The sequence below is a fragment of the Paenibacillus sp. KN14-4R genome (assembly GCF_052180255.1).
GTDB lineage: Bacteria > Bacillota > Bacilli > Paenibacillales > NBRC-103111 > Paenibacillus_AM.
The window spans coordinates 1,529,775-1,547,366 of the sequence record NZ_CP197466.1; the positions used below are offsets into that span (position 1 = coordinate 1,529,775).

General features: G+C 40.9%; 18 protein-coding genes and 1 other RNA gene. 16 read left to right on the top strand and 3 right to left on the bottom strand.

Annotation, left to right across the window (positions count from 1 at the left end):
• The first annotated feature begins 3 nt into the window (after positions 1-3).
• Positions 4-410, top strand: an RNA gene (gene rnpB / locus ACSBOP_RS07130) — RNase P RNA component class A.
• 62 nt (positions 411-472) lie between these two features.
• Here the strand turns inward: rnpB and ACSBOP_RS07135 are convergent.
• On the bottom strand, positions 473-2,356 hold the full coding sequence (locus ACSBOP_RS07135) for a S8 family peptidase (protein WP_442603730.1): 1,884 nt from the start codon (positions 2,354-2,356) through the stop codon (positions 473-475).
• Positions 2,357-2,549: 193 nt separating this feature from the next.
• Here ACSBOP_RS07135 and ACSBOP_RS07140 point away from each other — a divergent pair, with 193 nt between their 5' ends.
• From ACSBOP_RS07140 to ACSBOP_RS07205, 14 genes are all read left to right on the top strand, one after another.
• Entirely contained in the window at positions 2,550-3,050 is a 501-nt protein-coding gene (locus ACSBOP_RS07140) for a YpuI family protein (RefSeq protein WP_442603731.1), read from the top strand.
• 115 nt (positions 3,051-3,165) lie between these two features.
• Positions 3,166-3,717: an RNA polymerase sigma factor gene (locus tag ACSBOP_RS07145; RefSeq protein ID WP_442603732.1), complete on the top strand. Its 552-nt coding sequence runs from the start codon at positions 3,166-3,168 to the stop codon at positions 3,715-3,717.
• A complete protein-coding gene (locus tag ACSBOP_RS07150; RefSeq protein WP_442603733.1) occupies positions 3,710-4,672 on the top strand; it encodes a DUF4871 domain-containing protein in 963 nt (320 codons plus the stop codon). Before ACSBOP_RS07145 ends, ACSBOP_RS07150 begins: the two co-directional genes overlap by 8 nt.
• Before the next feature lie 68 nt (positions 4,673-4,740).
• Positions 4,741-4,953 carry a DUF1540 domain-containing protein gene (locus ACSBOP_RS07155; RefSeq protein WP_442603734.1) on the top strand — a complete coding sequence of 71 codons (213 nt, stop codon included), beginning with the start codon at positions 4,741-4,743 and terminating at the stop codon, positions 4,951-4,953.
• Positions 4,954-5,141: 188 nt separating this feature from the next.
• Positions 5,142-5,831, top strand: coding sequence for a lytic transglycosylase domain-containing protein (locus ACSBOP_RS07160; protein WP_442603735.1), 690 nt, complete (start codon positions 5,142-5,144; stop codon positions 5,829-5,831).
• An 88-nt stretch (positions 5,832-5,919) separates the two neighbouring features.
• Positions 5,920-7,086 (top strand): cysteine desulfurase family protein, encoded by a 1,167-nt coding sequence (locus tag ACSBOP_RS07165; RefSeq protein WP_442604408.1) that lies wholly within the window; start codon positions 5,920-5,922, stop codon positions 7,084-7,086.
• A complete protein-coding gene (gene thiI, locus ACSBOP_RS07170; protein WP_442603736.1) occupies positions 7,083-8,306 on the top strand; it encodes a tRNA uracil 4-sulfurtransferase ThiI in 1,224 nt (407 codons plus the stop codon). The genes ACSBOP_RS07165 and thiI overlap by 4 nt, the downstream gene beginning before the upstream one ends.
• A 39-nt stretch (positions 8,307-8,345) precedes the next feature.
• On the top strand, positions 8,346-9,020 hold the full coding sequence (locus tag ACSBOP_RS07175) for a TerC family protein (protein ID WP_442604409.1): 675 nt from the start codon (positions 8,346-8,348) through the stop codon (positions 9,018-9,020).
• A 210-nt stretch (positions 9,021-9,230) separates the two neighbouring features.
• Positions 9,231-9,713: a hypothetical protein gene (locus ACSBOP_RS07180; protein WP_442603737.1), complete on the top strand. Its 483-nt coding sequence runs from the start codon at positions 9,231-9,233 to the stop codon at positions 9,711-9,713.
• 135 nt (positions 9,714-9,848) lie between these two features.
• Positions 9,849-11,690 carry a translational GTPase TypA gene (gene typA / locus ACSBOP_RS07185; RefSeq protein ID WP_442603738.1) on the top strand — a complete coding sequence of 614 codons (1,842 nt, stop codon included), beginning with the start codon at positions 9,849-9,851 and terminating at the stop codon, positions 11,688-11,690.
• Between the two features lie 50 nt (positions 11,691-11,740).
• Positions 11,741-12,040 carry a YlaH-like family protein gene (locus ACSBOP_RS07190; RefSeq protein WP_442604410.1) on the top strand — a complete coding sequence of 100 codons (300 nt, stop codon included), beginning with the start codon at positions 11,741-11,743 and terminating at the stop codon, positions 12,038-12,040.
• A 31-nt stretch (positions 12,041-12,071) separates the two neighbouring features.
• Positions 12,072-12,347, top strand: coding sequence for a hypothetical protein (locus tag ACSBOP_RS07195; RefSeq protein WP_442603739.1), 276 nt, complete (start codon positions 12,072-12,074; stop codon positions 12,345-12,347).
• Between the two features lie 178 nt (positions 12,348-12,525).
• Positions 12,526-12,681, top strand: coding sequence for a hypothetical protein (locus ACSBOP_RS07200; RefSeq protein ID WP_442603740.1), 156 nt, complete (start codon positions 12,526-12,528; stop codon positions 12,679-12,681).
• 93 nt (positions 12,682-12,774) lie between these two features.
• Complete coding sequence (locus ACSBOP_RS07205) at positions 12,775-14,106, top strand: PhoH family protein (protein WP_442603741.1); 1,332 nt, start codon at positions 12,775-12,777, stop codon at positions 14,104-14,106.
• A gap of 66 nt (positions 14,107-14,172) precedes the next feature.
• Here the strand turns inward: ACSBOP_RS07205 and ACSBOP_RS07210 are convergent, their stop codons facing one another.
• Together ACSBOP_RS07210 and ACSBOP_RS07215 are read right to left on the bottom strand one after the other, a co-directional pair.
• Positions 14,173-15,255 (bottom strand): coiled-coil domain-containing protein, encoded by a 1,083-nt coding sequence (locus ACSBOP_RS07210; protein ID WP_442603742.1) that lies wholly within the window; start codon positions 15,253-15,255, stop codon positions 14,173-14,175.
• Between the two features lie 98 nt (positions 15,256-15,353).
• Positions 15,354-16,319 (bottom strand): hypothetical protein, encoded by a 966-nt coding sequence (locus ACSBOP_RS07215; protein ID WP_442603743.1) that lies wholly within the window; start codon positions 16,317-16,319, stop codon positions 15,354-15,356.
• Positions 16,320-16,415: 96 nt separating this feature from the next.
• Here ACSBOP_RS07215 and ACSBOP_RS07220 point away from each other — a divergent pair, with 96 nt between their 5' ends.
• Positions 16,416-17,555, top strand: a complete 1,140-nt coding sequence (locus ACSBOP_RS07220) for a class I SAM-dependent methyltransferase (RefSeq protein WP_442603744.1) — start codon at positions 16,416-16,418, stop codon at positions 17,553-17,555.
• Positions 17,556-17,592 lie beyond the last annotated feature (37 nt).

Genomic DNA, 17,592 nt, shown 5'->3' on the forward strand with positions numbered 1-17,592 from the left:
CGGAAAGTTTGACAGACAATCGCTGGTTGCGGGTGACCGTAACGAGAGGAAAGTCCGGGCTCCACAGGGCAGGGTGCTGGATAACGTCCAGTCAGCGCAAGTTGAAGGATAGTGCCACAGAAATGGACCGCCGATGACGCTTTTAGCGAACAGGCAAGGGTGGAACCGTGGTGTAAGAGACCACGAGGAACGTGGGTGACTACGTTCCTGGTAAACCCCACTTGGAGCAAGACCTAAGAGAACGCAGCCAGATTTATCTGGCAGCCTTAGCCCGAGGCGCGTTCGGGTTGGTCGCTTGAGCCATGTAGCAATGCATGGCCTAGATAGATGATTGTCACTTCAATGGTGGGAGGAATTGCATCCGTCATACCACTGGAAGTACAGAACCCGGCTTACGGAAAGCTTTCCGCATTGCACGCAAAAAACTACCCTATTATAGGGTAGTTTTTTTTGCATTTAATGACCATTTTTATTATTTGATCGACATTTGGGCCGCACGTACAGCATTAGCCACATTAATTAAACCACTGCCATATTGAGGATCTTTTCCTGCGGCTCCAAGATCTTGTGCTGTGTTTCGTATGATGTCCATAACTTCTGTATTGCGTAAATTTGGATTAATTGATCGGATCATCGCTGCAAGTGCGGTAACATGTGGACATGCCATTGATGTACCAGATAATGCCGCATATTGATGCGGAGGATAGGTAGATGCAATGCTGACACCTGGTGCTGCTACATCGACATAGTCCCCATAGTTGGAAAATGGAGCTCGATCGCGATTGGCATCCGTAGCTGCTACAGCAAACACTTCCGAATAATAAGCAGGGTATGATGGACGATCTGTATTATCGTTCCCGCTGGCTGCTACTAACACGACATCTCGATCATAAGCATATTTAATCGCATCATGTAAAAATTCAGATGACGTGTAATTGCCCAGACTCATATTAATAACTTTCGCACCATGGTCAACTGCCCAGATTATTCCCTGAGCAACCGTATATGTGCTGCCGGCTCCAGTTTGATCTAGTGCTTTAATGGGCATAAGCGTGTCATTCCACATCATGCCGGCTACACCAAGGCGATTATTGACGAGAGCACCTATTACACCTGATACATGGGTTCCATGTCCAACATCATCATTTGGTGTAGTAGTCGGATCCACAAGATTGTATCCTTTTATTAGATGGTCGGCTAGATCAGGATGAGTTAAATCCGCACCTGTATCAACAATCGCGACAATGACGCTATTTGCACCGCGATTGGCTTGCCAGCCGGCTTCAGACCCAATTTGTTTCAAATTCCATTGATAGCGACTATAGAGTACATCATTCGGTTCTATCCGAGCAGGGTCAATTGGTGAGTTGATATCATTGCTTTGGGCATAGGGGAATGGAGGTCCGGCATATACCTCTTTTTGTGATTCACGAACGTTAGGACGATTGAAATGAAGCGTATTGGTTACATAAAAAAAATGCGGTTCGGTATAGGCAACTTTCCATTTATGGAAATATTGCATCAAACCTTTGGCATCCATGTGACGTGCTCTAAAAACATAGGTACCATTCACATGCTGAATGATCTGACCATTGATGTCTTTTAGAATCTGATTCATTTCAGATTTTGTTGGCCGTTGGTTGAATTTCACAACAACTTCATTGGTCTCATAATGACTAGTCCCTTCGTTATCTTTAGGGCTCACAACACGTTTGGGTTGAAGTGTATCTGATTCCACGGTCTTCATATTATAGCGATTCGTTTTTGGAAAAGGTTCAAGTCGCATATTTTTCTGTTGATGATCAGCTACATGGGATAGAACATGTTGGTTCACCACAGCAATCGCTTGTATCTTCCCATCGCCGGATCGATTCCCAAGTACAAAATAAGATCGATCTCCGACTTTAAAGCCTTTGGAAACATAAGGTTGTGTGGGACTACTAGCAAGTTGTTTTTTGGCTTCTTCTATAAAAGGTTTGGCCGCTGAAGCTGTATCAGCTTCCAATTGACCGATGGTCCGAGATGCTTGATTAGGTGTTACGAGTTGATCCCAAATCATATATTGAATATGGGAATGTTTCTTTTGCCAATCCTTTAGCACTTGCTGGTTAGTATTTTGTTGTTTATTTCCATTTTGCATCAGGAGTGTTTGCAGATCAATTTGACATTGGCTGCGACAAAGTTCTTCCGTTACCTTGATATCTTGAGCTACCAATGCTTGCTTAAGCGCGATTTCCTGTTGTGGGGAGGGAACAAGCTGAGATTCATGAATGTTGGAACGGGGTTGACTATTGCAAGAAAGCAGTAAGGAACTTAGGATTAACGTCACGCTGCAGGTTAATAATTTACGCCGCATCTAGATAGAACCTCCTCTTAAATTACGAATTGCATCTTTCTATTAGGGTTCGATGAAAAGGACAATTTTATGCGGTTTTCCTCCTGTAACCATAGCGTTTTTAAGTTACTTTTATTGCGAATATATGGTAGGATAAAAAGGGAATTTTTCTGATGAACAATTGAAGTGGAATAGACGAAGGAGGTCTTGCAGAGTGGCAATGTTTAACGTCAAGAACATTTGCGAATCAAGCCGTGCTCGATTAAAGGAATCGATTGCAAAAATGGAGTTGTTCCTGAATCATCACTCACTTTCGCAGCTAAATGTAGAGAAAGACCCAGCAATGGATGAATTTTATCGCAGTTATTTGCAAGATACTCGTCATTTGCTTGTGTTCTGTGAAGTATCATATGAAAAGTTGGGGGTTGTCCTTCGCCGGCCGACATTTAATACGGATTTTGCTGAAAAGGCTCTTTATGAAGTATTTCATTCCTGCGTAAGCAGTTTCTTTTATCCGAAAAATGAATGTTATTCCGAAGACGGGCGCTATGCCTATACAGGACAAGATGCGATTCGTTTCCGTAAGAAACCTTGTCGTGAAGCAAGGGATTTAATTATTGAATTATCCAAAATATTCGAAGAGCTCCGTGAAGAATTAGCTTATTATGAAACAGATTATGTGACACAACGTCGTTTGCAAGGCGAAAAGATTTAAACTTATCACCTCTATGACAGAAAAGAGATGGGAATTCAAACCTATCTCTTTTTTTATTTGTTCAAATGCAGGAACTTTATGGGATGTCAGTTGTCTAATTCATGAGGTGATTAGCTTGGAAGGCAATTATTTAATCTCCCTTTCGTATACGGACGACACGGCTACTGTGCTTAGTGAGCTGATGGGTCGTTACGGAGAAGATGTATGGAAGTTCGCTTATTTTCTAACTAAAAATAAAGATCTTGCGGATGACATTTCTCAAGATGTTTTTCTTAAAGTGTATGAGAAGTTATATACCTTTAGGGGACAGTGTTCGATGAAGAGTTGGATTCTAACGATTACGCGAAATCGGTGTTTGAATGTGATGAAATCTTCGTTTTTTCGAAAGGTATCACTTGTGGGGTGGATATTCTCTGTTCAAACCGTTCCTTCAGCTGAGCATGAATTGTTTGATCGTATGGGGACACGGCATATTTGGCAATGTGTGATGCAACTTCCTATAAAATTTCGTGAGCCGCTCATTCTTGAAAGCCATTATGAGATGTCGATGAAGGACATTGCTTACGTCCTCGGGATTTCAGAAGGAACGGTGAAGTCGCGACTGTATCGAGCGAGGCAAAAACTAATGGTTATCCTGAACGAGGAGGAGGACGATTCTAATGTCTGAACGTGATGTAGAAGTCTTAGATAAATTAATGCAATCTCCTTTCACCCAATCCTATTTTACAAATGAACATGAACAGTCTGTGCTCCATCAGATCCAGACTCGGAAAGAAGGTGGCAAGTTGAATGTAGTAAGAGGAAAAAGACGGTTTACTCCGGCTATAATTGTTGGAATTATAATACTCATACTAGCAGTTACAATTCCGTCTTTGAAGAAACATGTGGATCATCGCGTTGCTAGTCAAAATGAATGGCAGGTACGGCATGAGTTTTGGAAAGATGGAAAGCGGATTTTTGGAGTTTATCCTGGGGGTGGGGATGTTCCGGCAGGAAAAAGGAATAATTATAAAATCATTATTGATAAGCCATTTAACAGAGATGAGGATTTTTATTCATTCAGAGCAACACATCAAAATACAGAACTGAAATTTGGCGGATTATCTAAATTTACTAGTCTAGGACCCTATAATGAAAGCTTAACTGTTGTGCAAATGAACTTTGCTCTTCCATTAAGCGGGAAATGGAAATTGGAGTTGTGTAATACTTCTATGATATCAAATAAAAGTGAATGCATTGGCGATGTTGTCATGGATGTACCAGAACATCCTTGGGTGGAGAGTCCAATTTTTGAATCCGGAAATTTTCAAATGCGAGGCATTGAGAATAGAGTTGGTTTTATTGGACCAAACGACGTTATTTCAGGGCAGGGCAATAAATATATGTGGCACTTCTGGGGATCTAGCAATGATTTAAAAGGGGAATTTGAAGTCATTGCAGTTCGTCAAGGCTCTAATGAAATGAAATCAATTTTTAAAAGTGAGTTACCAGTAAACAGTGGTATAAACGGTGCTCAGGCATCTTTACCAAGCTCATTAACATTGCCAGAACCAGGTATGTGGCGCCTTATGGTTTATATTAATAATGTTCTTTTTGACAGCATTGTGGTAAAAGCTAACTAAAGGGTATAACAAATCTGGTAAGAATAACTCCAACTCATCACGGGAAGATTGTTAAAGGGGTGATGAAAATGGAAAAGCCAGTCGTTAAATGCTCCGTAGCTAACTGTCACTACTGGGGACAAGGAAACAATTGCAATGCAGATTCAATCATGATTGAAATTGATTCACACGCGGGTAAGCATTATGACTCTGAATTTGCTTCCGAATTTGAGGGACATCAAGATCAAGCAAGTTCGGCTGCTAAAACATGCTGCCACACCTTTAAAGCCAAAGCAAAGTAGCGTACGTGTGTACAGAGCAAAAGCTAAGAAACGAGCTGGGATCCGAAAGGGGCAGCTCGTTTTTTGGTGTATGGAATTATTTGTTGAAGTCGGTATAACTGTTTCTCTTGGTTTGTCTAACCTTTTGACTCCTCAATGCCGTTAATATATTGTATAATATACTTTATTACGTTGTTGGAGGATGGCAGATGAACAAGATAGATCCACAAATGATGAAACAATTACTTCAATTGCAGATGCTTGATCGTACACCTTTACTCTCCACAAGTAGGGGTTCCAATTCTATAGATGAAGGTGACTCTGCTTTCGGTAATGTGCTATCGCTGTTGATGTCACAGCAAGGTTCTTTGCAAGCTGAAGATTCGACAGTGGGCAGCAATCAATCATTTAATCCGTTGGAGCGGTTAAATCAATCTGTGATTCCGAGCTCAGATCGGTTACAGCGTGTTACTAATTCAGGAGAATCCTCGTTTGATGAAGTAATTCGGCAAGCGGGTCAACAATATGGCGTTGATTTTTCACTCATTAAAGCCGTCATTAAACAAGAATCTTCTTTTAATCCAGATGACGTCTCTGGTGCAGGGGCTAAAGGACTTATGCAGTTAATGGATGAAACAGCTAAGGGTTTAGGCGTTAGAGATTCATTCGATCCTGTACAAAATATTCATGGTGGCACGAAATTCTTGTCTGAATTACTAAACAAGTATAATGGGCATGAAGGTGTAGCACTTGCTGCCTACAACGCTGGACCTGGCCGAGTAGATCGACTAGGCATCAAAACAGACAAAGATTTGCAAGAGAAGTTGCAGTTCTTGCCAAGAGAAACACAGCAATATGTAGGCAAGGTACTAGCAAATAAAAATGGTTACCGTATGTAGGTCAGAAAAAAAGCTGAGCCCAATGTATTGGGAGCGGCTATTTTTTATTTTTATCACATATGATGAATAGAAGGGACGAGTGTCTTTTATGTTATATCTAGACTATGCCGCAACGACACCTCCTTACGATGAGGTAGTTGATTCGGTCGCCGAGGTCATGAAAAAGTTCTATGGCAATCCTTCGTCTCTCCATAAGCTGGGTGTAGAAGCAGAACGATTACTACTTAAGGCTAAGGATATTATTGCAGAAGCACTTACGGTTAAACCTAGTGAGATTGTTCTAACATCAGGTGGTACGGAGAGCAACAACTTGGCCATTAAAGGCACTGCTTATCAACATCGCGGCAGAGGTAATCATCTCATTACTTCGCAAATTGAGCACCCATCCGTGCTTGAGGCATTTCGTGAACTGGAAAAAGAGGGCTTTCGGGTTACGTATTTACCTGTTGATCAGACTGGCCAAGTCGTGATTGAAGATTTGCAAGAAGCCATATGCGATCAAACGATCTTGGTAAGTGTGATGCATGTAAATAATGAGATGGGACGTATTCAACCCATAGCAGCAATTGGAAAAATATTGGCAGATTTCCCGAAAGTTATTTTTCATGTGGATGCTGTGCAAAGTATAGGTAAGCTGAAAGTCAATCCGCGTGAACTTGGTGTAGACTTGCTATCTGCATCTGCTCATAAATTCCGCGGTCCTAAAGGAGTTGGCTTCTTATATCGTCGTGATGGCCTGCTTATCAAGCCACAGCTCGTCGGTGGAGGTCAGGAGAATGGGCTTCGGTCCGGTACTGAAAATGTACCTTTAATCGTTGGGATGGCAAAAGCACTTCGGATGGCGACCGAAAATCTGGATGAAGCAATCCGCCACAAGTATGAGCTTAGGACCTTAATAACGAGAGGAATTAAGGATGAACCTGCATTCCTATTAACAGGCTCAGATCAACCAGACGAGATGGCACCGCATATTGTGCATTTTTGTTTTCCGGGGATGAAATCAGAAGTTGTTGTACATGCATTGGAATACCATGGGTATTATATTTCTTCCAAATCCGCTTGCTCCTCAGAGGAATTAACACCAAGTGATGTATTAACTGCGATGGGATATGACCGTGATCGTGCAAGCAGTGGCTTACGTGTTTCTTTTTCCGAAACCTATACTGTAAGTGAAATAAGTGGTTTTGTACAGAAGTTGAAAGACATCGTACAGGAGCTGCAGCCAACAGCAAGAACAACAAGAGGGGAGAGATGACTGTAGTGATGTATCCAGATACAATTCTAGTCCGTTTTGGTGAAATGATGCTAAAAGGACGTAATCGCAGACGTTTTGAAACAAGTATTTATCAACATATTAAGCGGGTATTATCCCCTTATGGGGAAATTGAGATTTCTTTTGATTATGGACGTATTTTTATTGAGGGCTTAGGCTCTTCTTATGATCAAGTAAAGGGCGAATTAAGTAAGGTATTCGGACTCGTATCGTTCTCGCCTGCTTATTCAACTGAACTCGATGTGGAAGCTATTCAGAAACAAGCACTCGCGCTGGTACAGTCTTTACCTCAAATGCCTGCAACCTTTAAAATTTCAACACGCAGAGCAAATAAAAAGTTTCCACATGATACGTATGAAACGAATAATTTAATTGGCGGCTATATTCTAGATCACTGCCCTGGATTAAAAGTGGACGTGCATCATCCGGAGCTTGAGCTTCGTATTGAGATTCGTGAGAAAGCGCTCCTTTTCTCAGAAGTAGAAGAAGGTCCAGGTGGTTTCCCATTGGGTACGAATGGAAAGGGAATGCTGCTCTTATCTGGAGGGATTGATTCGCCAGTAGCAGGTTATCTTGCACTTCGTAAGGGAATTGCGGTTGAGGCGGTTCATTTTCATAGCTATCCTTATACAAGTGATCGTGCGAAACAGAAAGTGATTGATCTTGCACAAAAACTTTCGGAGTATGCAGGTGAAGTTAAGCTGCATCTAGTACCGTTTACTGAAATTCAGACGAGCCTAAACAGTGCACATCAAGGAAACTTTATAGTCACATTCATGCGTCGTGCGATGTATCGGATTGCGCAGCGATTGGCTGAACAGCAGGGTGCACTTGCCTTAATTACAGGGGAGAGCGTTGGTCAAGTCGCTTCTCAGACGCTTCCGAGTATGAATGCAATTGGCCAAGTTGTTCAAATTCCCATTTTACAGCCACTTGTCATGATGGATAAGAAAGAAATCGTAAAAATTGCAGAGAAGATCGGTACGTATGAAACATCCATTCTTCCTTACGATGATTGCTGCACATTATTTCTTCCTAAATCACCGACAACGAATCCGAATCTGCGTGTCATAGAGGGAATTGAAAGTACGTTTGAATTTATGAATTCACTTATCGAGGAAGCCATCGAGAAAACGGAAACCTTAGTCTTACGCCCAGGTATAAAGCAGTCGGTTGAGAAGGAACTTGAACATTTATTCTAATCACATGCGTATTGAAAATGTGAGGAGGCGTTAGACATGATGTGGGATAGCTTGATTCTTTTTCTAAAAATCATGCTTATCAATTTAATACTCAGCGGTGACAACGCTGTCGTTATTGCAATGGCTTGTAAAAATTTGCCTACATCTCAGCGCAAACAAGCAATTTGGTGGGGGACATTCGGTGCAATTGCTTTGCGGTTGCTCTTAACACTTGTAGCGGTAACGGTGCTGAGCATTCCCTACATTCAAGCGCTTGGTTCTATTTTCTTATTATGGATTGCGATTAAGCTGCTTATCGATGATGGTGATCACTCCGATATTCGAGGAGCCTCTACCCTAGGTAAGGCGGTATGGACGATTATCGTTGCAGATCTGGTTATGAGCTTAGATAATGTACTCGCGATTGCTGCTACGGCGCAGAATAATGTAGGGATGGTCATTCTAGGAATTACCTTAAGTATCCCGCTTATCATCTGGGGAAGTACACTTGTGATGAAACTGCTTAATCGATTCCCCATTCTTGTCTTCTTAGGAGCGGGTATTCTGGGCTTTACAGCAGGCGATATGTTCGTAAGCGATGAGAAGATGCAGATGTACGTGCTCCATGATTTACCGGAATGGATCATCCCAGTAGCGACTACGGCTATCGTTATTGTTGCAGGAGTAATAAAGAAAATGGCTTATAAACATAACGATTCGAGAACGACTACCTAGACCTTGGCGTTTAGGTGGTTTTTTTATTGTATATAATGTATATTGCACAGTTCATTATATGCATTGTAAAGTTATCATTTAGCTTTGCAGGAATTACTAGTAATTCGTATTCAATTACGTTAAACTAAGTGTAGAACGATGTCGAACCGGCTTGTTTTATTTTGGTTCTTACGTCCGATGCATGGCTTAATTCTGAAGGGGGAAGCTAAGATGGCAAAAAGAAATTATTCGCTAGGTATATTGCTCCTTGTAGTTGCTTTTATTTTACTGCTAGGAAAATTAGGCGTATTTTCATTTATCGGAGCAGTACTATGGCCACTTCTCATTATCGCTCTTGGCTTGGCGCTCCATGGGCTCTATTTCGGTCGAATCATGCCCCCCACAGTTTTAATACCTGGCGGTGCACTCGTGACGTACGGAGTCTTATTTTTCATCTGTTCTTTGTTCGGATGGGGTTTAATGAGTTCGTTATGGCCCGGGTTTATATTCGGTATTGCTGTTGGATTGTACGAGGTCAGTATATTTGAGCGTCAGTCTGATCGTTCCTTCTTTACAGCTTCAATCGTACTGGCCATTTTGTCTGTTGTTCTTTTCGTTTTAACACTTTTGGTTCAAGGTGGCATTTACTTTATCGTCACATTGTTAGTACTTGCAGGCATTTACTTCATTATTCGTAAACCACGCATTTGGTAACAACTGACGTACTAGCCATTGTTGACCTGATTAGCTTGCCTTTTGCTGATGCCAGAAGTATAATGATGTCTAGTGAGAAAGCGTCGGGAGAATAATCCGGCGCTTATTTTGTGGGAAAAAGAGAGGATTGAAAGCATGCACGCTAGAGATAAGATCAAGAATATTGCCATTATTGCGCACGTTGACCACGGAAAAACGACGCTAGTGGATAAGCTACTTCAACAGTCTGGAACATACCGTGAGCACGAACAAGTGCAAGAACGCGCAATGGATTCCAACGATCTTGAAAGAGAACGCGGTATCACTATTTTGGCGAAAAATACTGCAATTAATTATAAGGATCACCTCATTAATATTGTGGATACGCCTGGTCACGCTGACTTCGGTGGAGAAGTTGAACGTATCATGAAGATGGTTGATGGCGTTCTTCTTGTTGTTGATGCATTTGAAGGTACAATGCCTCAAACGAAGTTCGTACTTCGTAAAGCATTAGAACAGAATCTAACTCCAATTGTAGTTGTGAATAAGATTGACCGTCCGAATGCAAGCCCAACTCAAGTTGTTGATGAAGTATTGGACCTGTTCATTGAGCTTGGAGCGAATGATGATCAATTGGACTTCCCAGTTGTGTACGCATCCGCATTACAAGGTACTTCCTCTATGAATGTTGAAAAACAAGATGAGAACATGCAATCTCTGTATGAGACAATTATTGAGCATATTCCATCACCTACAGAAGATACAGAACAACCCTTGCAGTTATTAATTACATTAATGGACTATAACGAATACCTAGGTCGTATTGGGGTAGGTCGTGTGAACCGCGGTAAAATCCGTGCAGGACAGACTGTAGCTGTTATGCAGCGTGATGGTTCTGTGAAACAAGGTCGTATCGAGAAATTGTTCGGTTTCCAAGGTCTAAAGCGTCTTGAAATTGAAGAAGCTGCAGCTGGAGATATCGTTGCGATCTCAGGTATTAAAGACATTAATATCGGTGAAACCGTAGCAGACCCTAACAAGCCTGAAGCTCTTCCTGTTCTTAAAATTGATGAGCCAACCCTTCAAATGACTTTCCTGGTGAATAACTCTCCATTCGCAGGTCGTGAAGGTAAATGGGTAACTTCCCGTAAAATTCGTGAGCGTCTTTTCAAAGAGCTTGAAACAGACGTATCCTTGCGCGTAGACGAAACAGATTCTCCTGATGCGTTTATCGTATCCGGTCGTGGTGAATTGCACCTAGGTATCTTAATCGAGAACATGCGTCGTGAAGGATTTGAGCTTCAAGTGTCGAAACCAGAAGTAATCATTCGTGAGATTGATGGTAAAAAAATGGAGCCAATCGAAGGCTTGATTATCGACGTACCAGAAGAAAGCGTTGGCGCTGTTATGGAAAGTCTCGGAACTCGTAAAGCTGAGATGGTGAACATGATCAATAACGGCTCTGGTAACATCCGTCTAGAGTTCTTAATTCCAGCTCGTGGCTTGATCGGTTACCGCACACAACTATTAACACTTACACGCGGTTATGGCATTATGAACCACGCATTTGACTCTTATGGTCCATATGCAGGAGCTGGCGTAGGTGGCAGACACCAGGGTGTTCTCGTTTCTTCGGATACAGGAATGTCCACACTTTATGGTATTTTGTCTGTTGAAGACCGTGGTGTGTTATTCGTACACCCAGCAACTGAAGTTTATGAAGGTATGATCGTGGGTGAACATTCACGTGAAAATGATATTATCGTAAACATTTGTAAAGAAAAAGCGGTAAACAACATCCGTTCCGCGAATAAAGAAGAGACAGTGAAAATGAAAGTTCCACGTACGTATTCCTTGGAGCAAGCTCTTGAATACTTGAACGATGATGAGTACTGTGAAATTACACCTAAATCTGTTCGTCTTCGTAAAAAAATTCTTAATAAGAGTGAGCGTGAACGTGCGGAGAAACACCGCAAAATGGCGCAAGCTAACGCTTAACTTTAAGGGTTGTTGACCATCAGGTAAAGGGGAGTGTACGTATGGATACGCTGAATCAGTGGTTTACGGATCATCTTTATATCACTTACATCATCATCTTCTTGTTTATGACGTATGTGTATAACAAAGTGTTCCGTGTTAAAAAGCTGCCTTTGCTTAAAGCGCTGATTGTGTACGTACTCATGGGAATCGGAGCATTCATGCTGCTGATTTTCCAAGTCGATGCGAAATTACCGATTGTGCTTTGTTTATCTGTTGCAATTTTCCTAATGCTTCTCGTACGTATTCGTTACTTTGTAGAGGGTAGACAGAAAAAACAAGCAGTGAATAAAACACAAAATCATTCATAATTAGCAGGAATATGGGTGGAGGGGAAGCTGCATGAAGCTTCAAGATGCACTATTTAACTGGTTACAAATTCGTGTTGTTTCTGAGGCGCGGGCAGATGATAATGCTGCACGTGAGACAATGGAATTTTTTGAAACAATCTTACGTGAAGACCATGGTTTGAGTCACTTTGCTGTTGTTCAAACCGATGATTCGATGTATGTGCTGGACTACGTCCATGAGGGTACGAGTAAAAAGCAAATGTTTGACCGGATTACTGTAGAAGCATTGCTGCATGATATTAACTCCAATCCGAAATATAATTCATAATTGATGATGGTTAAATCAGGTCCTTATTAGTCGACATAACTTTACCTCATAACCGATACAATAAGTATAGGTGCAGGATAAGTTTATGTTGGCTAATGGGGCGCCATACATAGCATTAATCCCTTATTCTTCATATGATAAGTAAGACTCATTCCTGTGCTTAGGAGGGTATTGCAATATGACAGAAATGATCACAGCTCTTCCCGATCAATTATTCGTGGTTAATGTTGTTGGTACGTGTATTTCGGTGCAGTCTGATTATGGAAAACAAATAAGTAAGCGTGTAGCTGAACAGCTGGACGGACAAGTATGTGATGCGATGAAAAAAGCCTAGGTGCTCTTACCTGGGCTTTTTTCTTTCTATATATTGGATTGAAAATCGCATAGTTATGGAATTCCAAACGCCAAATTCCGGGAGGTCTCTCACATGGAAAAAATTTACGTGCTCGATACGAATGTACTGCTTCAAGATCCAAATGCCATCTATGCGTTCCAAGATAATGAAGTAGTAATTCCCGCTGTGGTGTTAGAGGAAATCGACTCGAAAAAAAGGTTGGCGGACGAAATTGGTCGCAATGCACGAACAGTGTCCCGGCTATTAGATGGATTACGAACGAAAGGAAGGCTATATGATGGTATCACGCTAGACAATGGTGGGATGGTAAAGGTAGAACTAAATCATAAATCATTTGCCAAAATGCAAGAATTGTTCGTGGAATTAACCAATGATAATCGGATATTAGCAGTTGCACTGAATTATCATGTCGAAGAGCAAAGTAAGCCTACACCTAGACCTGTTATACTGGTTAGTAAAGATGTACTCGTCCGGATAAAAGCAGATGTGCTGGGGCTAACTGCTGAAGATTATTTAACAGATCGGGTCGTTTCAGGCTCGGAAATGTATATGGGATATGTAAATGTTCATGTACACCCTTCTGTAATTGACGAGTTTTATTCATTTAGACAGTTAGCCGTATCGACTCTTAATTTAGGTTACTCCCTGAACCCTCATGAATTTGTCATTTTGCGTGATGAATTAGGGACTTCCAAATCTGCTCTGCTTAAAGTAAATGGGGATGGGAAGAAGTTAGAGCCTTTATATTTAAGTAATGAGCCTATCTGGGGAATAGCTGCTCGTAATGCTCAGCAAAGAATGGCACTTGAATTACTGTTGAATGATGATATTCCGTTGGTCACATTAAGTGGGAAGGCGGGTACGGGTAAAACGCTTCTTACGCTGGCATCAGGACTCATGAAGGTGGAAGATGAGCATAAGTATAAGAAATTGTTAATCGCTCGCCCTGTTGTCCCTATGGGGAAAGATATTGGTTACTTGCCGGGTGAAAAAGATGAAAAGCTGCGGCCATGGATGCAGCCGATCTATGATAATCTGGAGTATTTATTCGATACGAAGAAGTCAGGAGATATTGATAAAATATTAGCAGGGCTAGGATCCATTCAAGTAGAAGCGTTAACTTATATTCGTGGACGCTCTATACCTGGTCAATTTATTATTATTGATGAAGCACAGAACTTATCCAAACATGAAGTCAAGACCATTATTTCACGGGTAGGAGAAGGCAGTAAGATTGTACTCGTAGGCGATCCAGGTCAAATTGATCATCCTTATCTAGATGCTGCAAGCAACGGATTAACTTACGTCATAGAACGGTTTAAAAATGAACAAGTCAGCGGTCATATTACACTGGAGCGCGGCGAACGCTCACATCTTGCCCAGTTGGCAGCAGACCTATTATAAACGCTGTATGAAGAGAAATAGCCCGCTTACATCTTCATTAGGATGTAAGCGGGCTGTTTTTGATCATTAGATTTTGGCTTTTAATGAAATAACAAGCTTTCCGGGTTCGATGATAACGGATGTAGGTTTAATGAAGGCGGCGAATTTTTGTGTACTGATACCAAAATCATATTCGTCTTCAAGCATTTTATTTGTTGTATCAGGTAAGATTAGACCATTAAACTTCATTTGAGTAATACTGAATCTAATAAAGTTGTCTTCCAACTTGTAGATACCTTTCATTTCGAATTGCATCCCTTCCTTCGTACCACTTGCAATGAGCTGCTTATCAATGAACTGGAAGGTAAGGTCATTGAATATTTGATTTTTTTTACGTAGAAAGTCATTGAGTTGTTGATCTGTTATTTGGAAAGTAGCATCAAATCCTTTGAATTTGAGGTTATCTCCATTATTGACGAGTTCGGTAAAGTCTTGAAAGGATCTGTATAGTGCTGCTGTAAATTGTTCGAATACGGGCAGTCCTTTTTGCTTCCACTCTAGATTTAGGGCATCGATTTGATTTTGGAGTTCCTCTTTTTTACCACTTACAGTAAGTGCTTCATCAAGCTCTTTTTGTAAGGAGAGAATACGATCTTTTTCTAGGATATAGATGTCCCTGGTTTGTTTCAGTGCAGCGCGTTGGTTCGAATATTCCGCTTGTATGGACTTTAACTTGGTGGTGGACTCTTTATGAGCAGTAAGAGAGCGTTCGTCATTAGTAACAATCTGGTTCATATATTCCAATGTCTGAAGGAGGTCCGGCAATGATGTAGGGGAAAATAAAAACATCCAGATGGATGGACGATCACCAGTATAGTAGGCTCTTAGTGTCTTGCCTACCTTTTTCTTTGTTTTCTCAACTTCTAGTTTTTGCTTCTCCGTTTGCACCTCATTGTCTTTTAATTTCTCAACTAAAAGTTCGTCTTGCTTCGATAAATTAAGCAGTTCACGGTCAATTTCTTGAATGGTCAAGCCTTTTTGTAGAAATGATTGCAGCTCATCTTGCTTTATCTTTATAGTCGTCTCTTCCTCCGCTTGAACGTGGACAATAGGGGAAAAGCACAGTAAGAATAAGCTAATCGTAAGTAGTATTGGAAAAATTCGGTTCATCTCTCGCCCCCCTATGACAGATTACCATAATTTTATTAAATAATTTATGAAAAAATACTTGTCTTCCTCTTAGGAAAACAAGTACTTGGTTTTTTTATTTATTTTTTAACGCCATTCAGCAGTTTTATTATTTCATCAAAGTTTTTGACGTCTTTCGGAATCTCTTTTTTGAAAGGAGGCTGTGTATTGACGTCATTAAAAAGCTGATGAATATTAAAGCTGATCTTATTCGGGTTACCTTCTGCTGCAGTGATCGCTAAGTTGAGGTCTAGAGTTTGATCGCGGATAAACCCTTTATCGTCAATCACTAATCGTAGTTTACTAGGTGCTTGAATCGTGATTTTAGGTTGATTCTGTGATTTCCATTTGTCTATCTGCTCAGCAGATACGATCCCGCTATTTTTGAGAGAGTCGTACAGTTCGGAATTTTTGGATTGAATCATTTCGTTTACAGCTTTTTCGTTCTTTTCATTAATTTCAATGTTATAAGCTTTGCCGCTAGTGCCATCCTTGAGGTTTACTGCGGCTTTCTCTTCTTGGAACCATTTTGGTTCAACTGAACTCGCAATAGACTTGTAAATCGAAGAGAAAGTGGTTGTTGCATTTTTCAACGCTTCAGGGGCCACTGCGCCAGTTGCATTTTTACCTGAGGTAGCCATGTCAATTGAATAATATTGTTCTGGCTTATTTATAGCTGGCATGTGAAAATACAATTTGTTATCTTTAATTAGGATTGGAATATTGAACCCTTCGGTTCCACCTTTGGGTGTTACGTTAATATCTGATTCGAATTGAGCGGTATCGGCGTTCGTTACACCGTTCCACTTGAGGGTGCTCTCTTTGAATACATTGATGAAAGTTTGAGTAAGTGGATTGGATGCAGGTATAAGTCCATCGCCAATCTTGACATCGGCTGTACCTTCAAACGTATAAGATTTTATTTCAGACTGTTTTGCGATTCCTTGAAGTACAGTAGTTTGAATTGCCTTGTTATCGGTACAAGCAATTAAAAGTGAGCTCATAAGGACCGTAACAAGGGCAAGTGATAACCATTTTTTAAACATGATGTAAGCATGCGCTCCTCTCTATTTTGACCAACTCTATTATTATAATGGTTCTTCGACTTTTTGTCATGAAATAAACGACTAGGGGGGAAACAGGTGGATGGTATTAATGGAAATTTCAAAATTATCGATTCATTGAAACAATTAGTTAGGGAAAGCTCCAATAATTTGATTACATTTAAAGATTTTATGGAACTGTGCCTTTATCATGAAACAGCAGGTTACTATCGAAATGAGAATTTGAAAATTGGTCGTGATGGCGATTTTTATACAAGTTCATCTATTGGAACAATTATGGGAGAGATGATTGGCAACTTTATAATGAGAAGTGCGGATGAGCTGCTAGAGGGAAATGAAATTCTGCATGTGGTGGAATGGGGAGGAGGAAATGGGAGATTAGCCCTACATGCGCTAGATGAGATTGTAAGATTAGATCCTAAGCTCTATGAACGCTTGGATTGGTACATGATTGAGACAAGTAATTATCACCAGGAATTGCAAAGAGAAACGTTAAAGATGCACATAGATAAGGTTATATGGATGGATGCCGGTCAGTGGTTCTCAAAGCAGGACCAAATAGTAACGATTGTGGTAGCAAATGAACTGCTTGATGCATTTTCTGTACATCGAATTCGGTCTGATCAAGGCGTAATTGTTGAGAATTGGGTTGGATGGGATGACGATCAAGGTCGTGTTATTGAAAAGTGGCTTCCGCTAGATGATGTAGCGATTGAAACTTATTTATTGAAAAATGGCATTCAGCTGCTTGATGGACAAGTGGCTGAAATTAATTTGGCAGCATCTAGTTGGGTAGAAGGTATTGTGAGTCATTTCAAGCAGGGAAAGCTGCTCGTGATCGACTATGGTGATCGAGCGGATGAACTGTTCAGCCCTCACCGCATGAAAGGAACACTGATGTGCTATCGGAAGCATCAAGCACATGATAACCCATACATATATTTAGGAGAGCAGGATATTACTGCGCACGTGGATTTTAGTTCATGTATGCGTGTAGCAACTGAGAGTGGCTGCGCGAGCGTTACGCTACAAACACAGCGTGAATTTCTAGTGGTACAAGGTATACTTGAGAGGTTGCAAGAAACAGCTAATCGAGATCCTTTTTCGGAGCAAGCTAGAAGAAATCGAAGTATACGCCAGTTATTATTAAGTGATGGGATGAGTGAGTTGTTTAAAGTCATGATAGTAAGCAAATATCAAGCTGAAACTGTTTCTTAAGGTAATATTCCAAATCACTAAAAAAGGTGCCTCACGT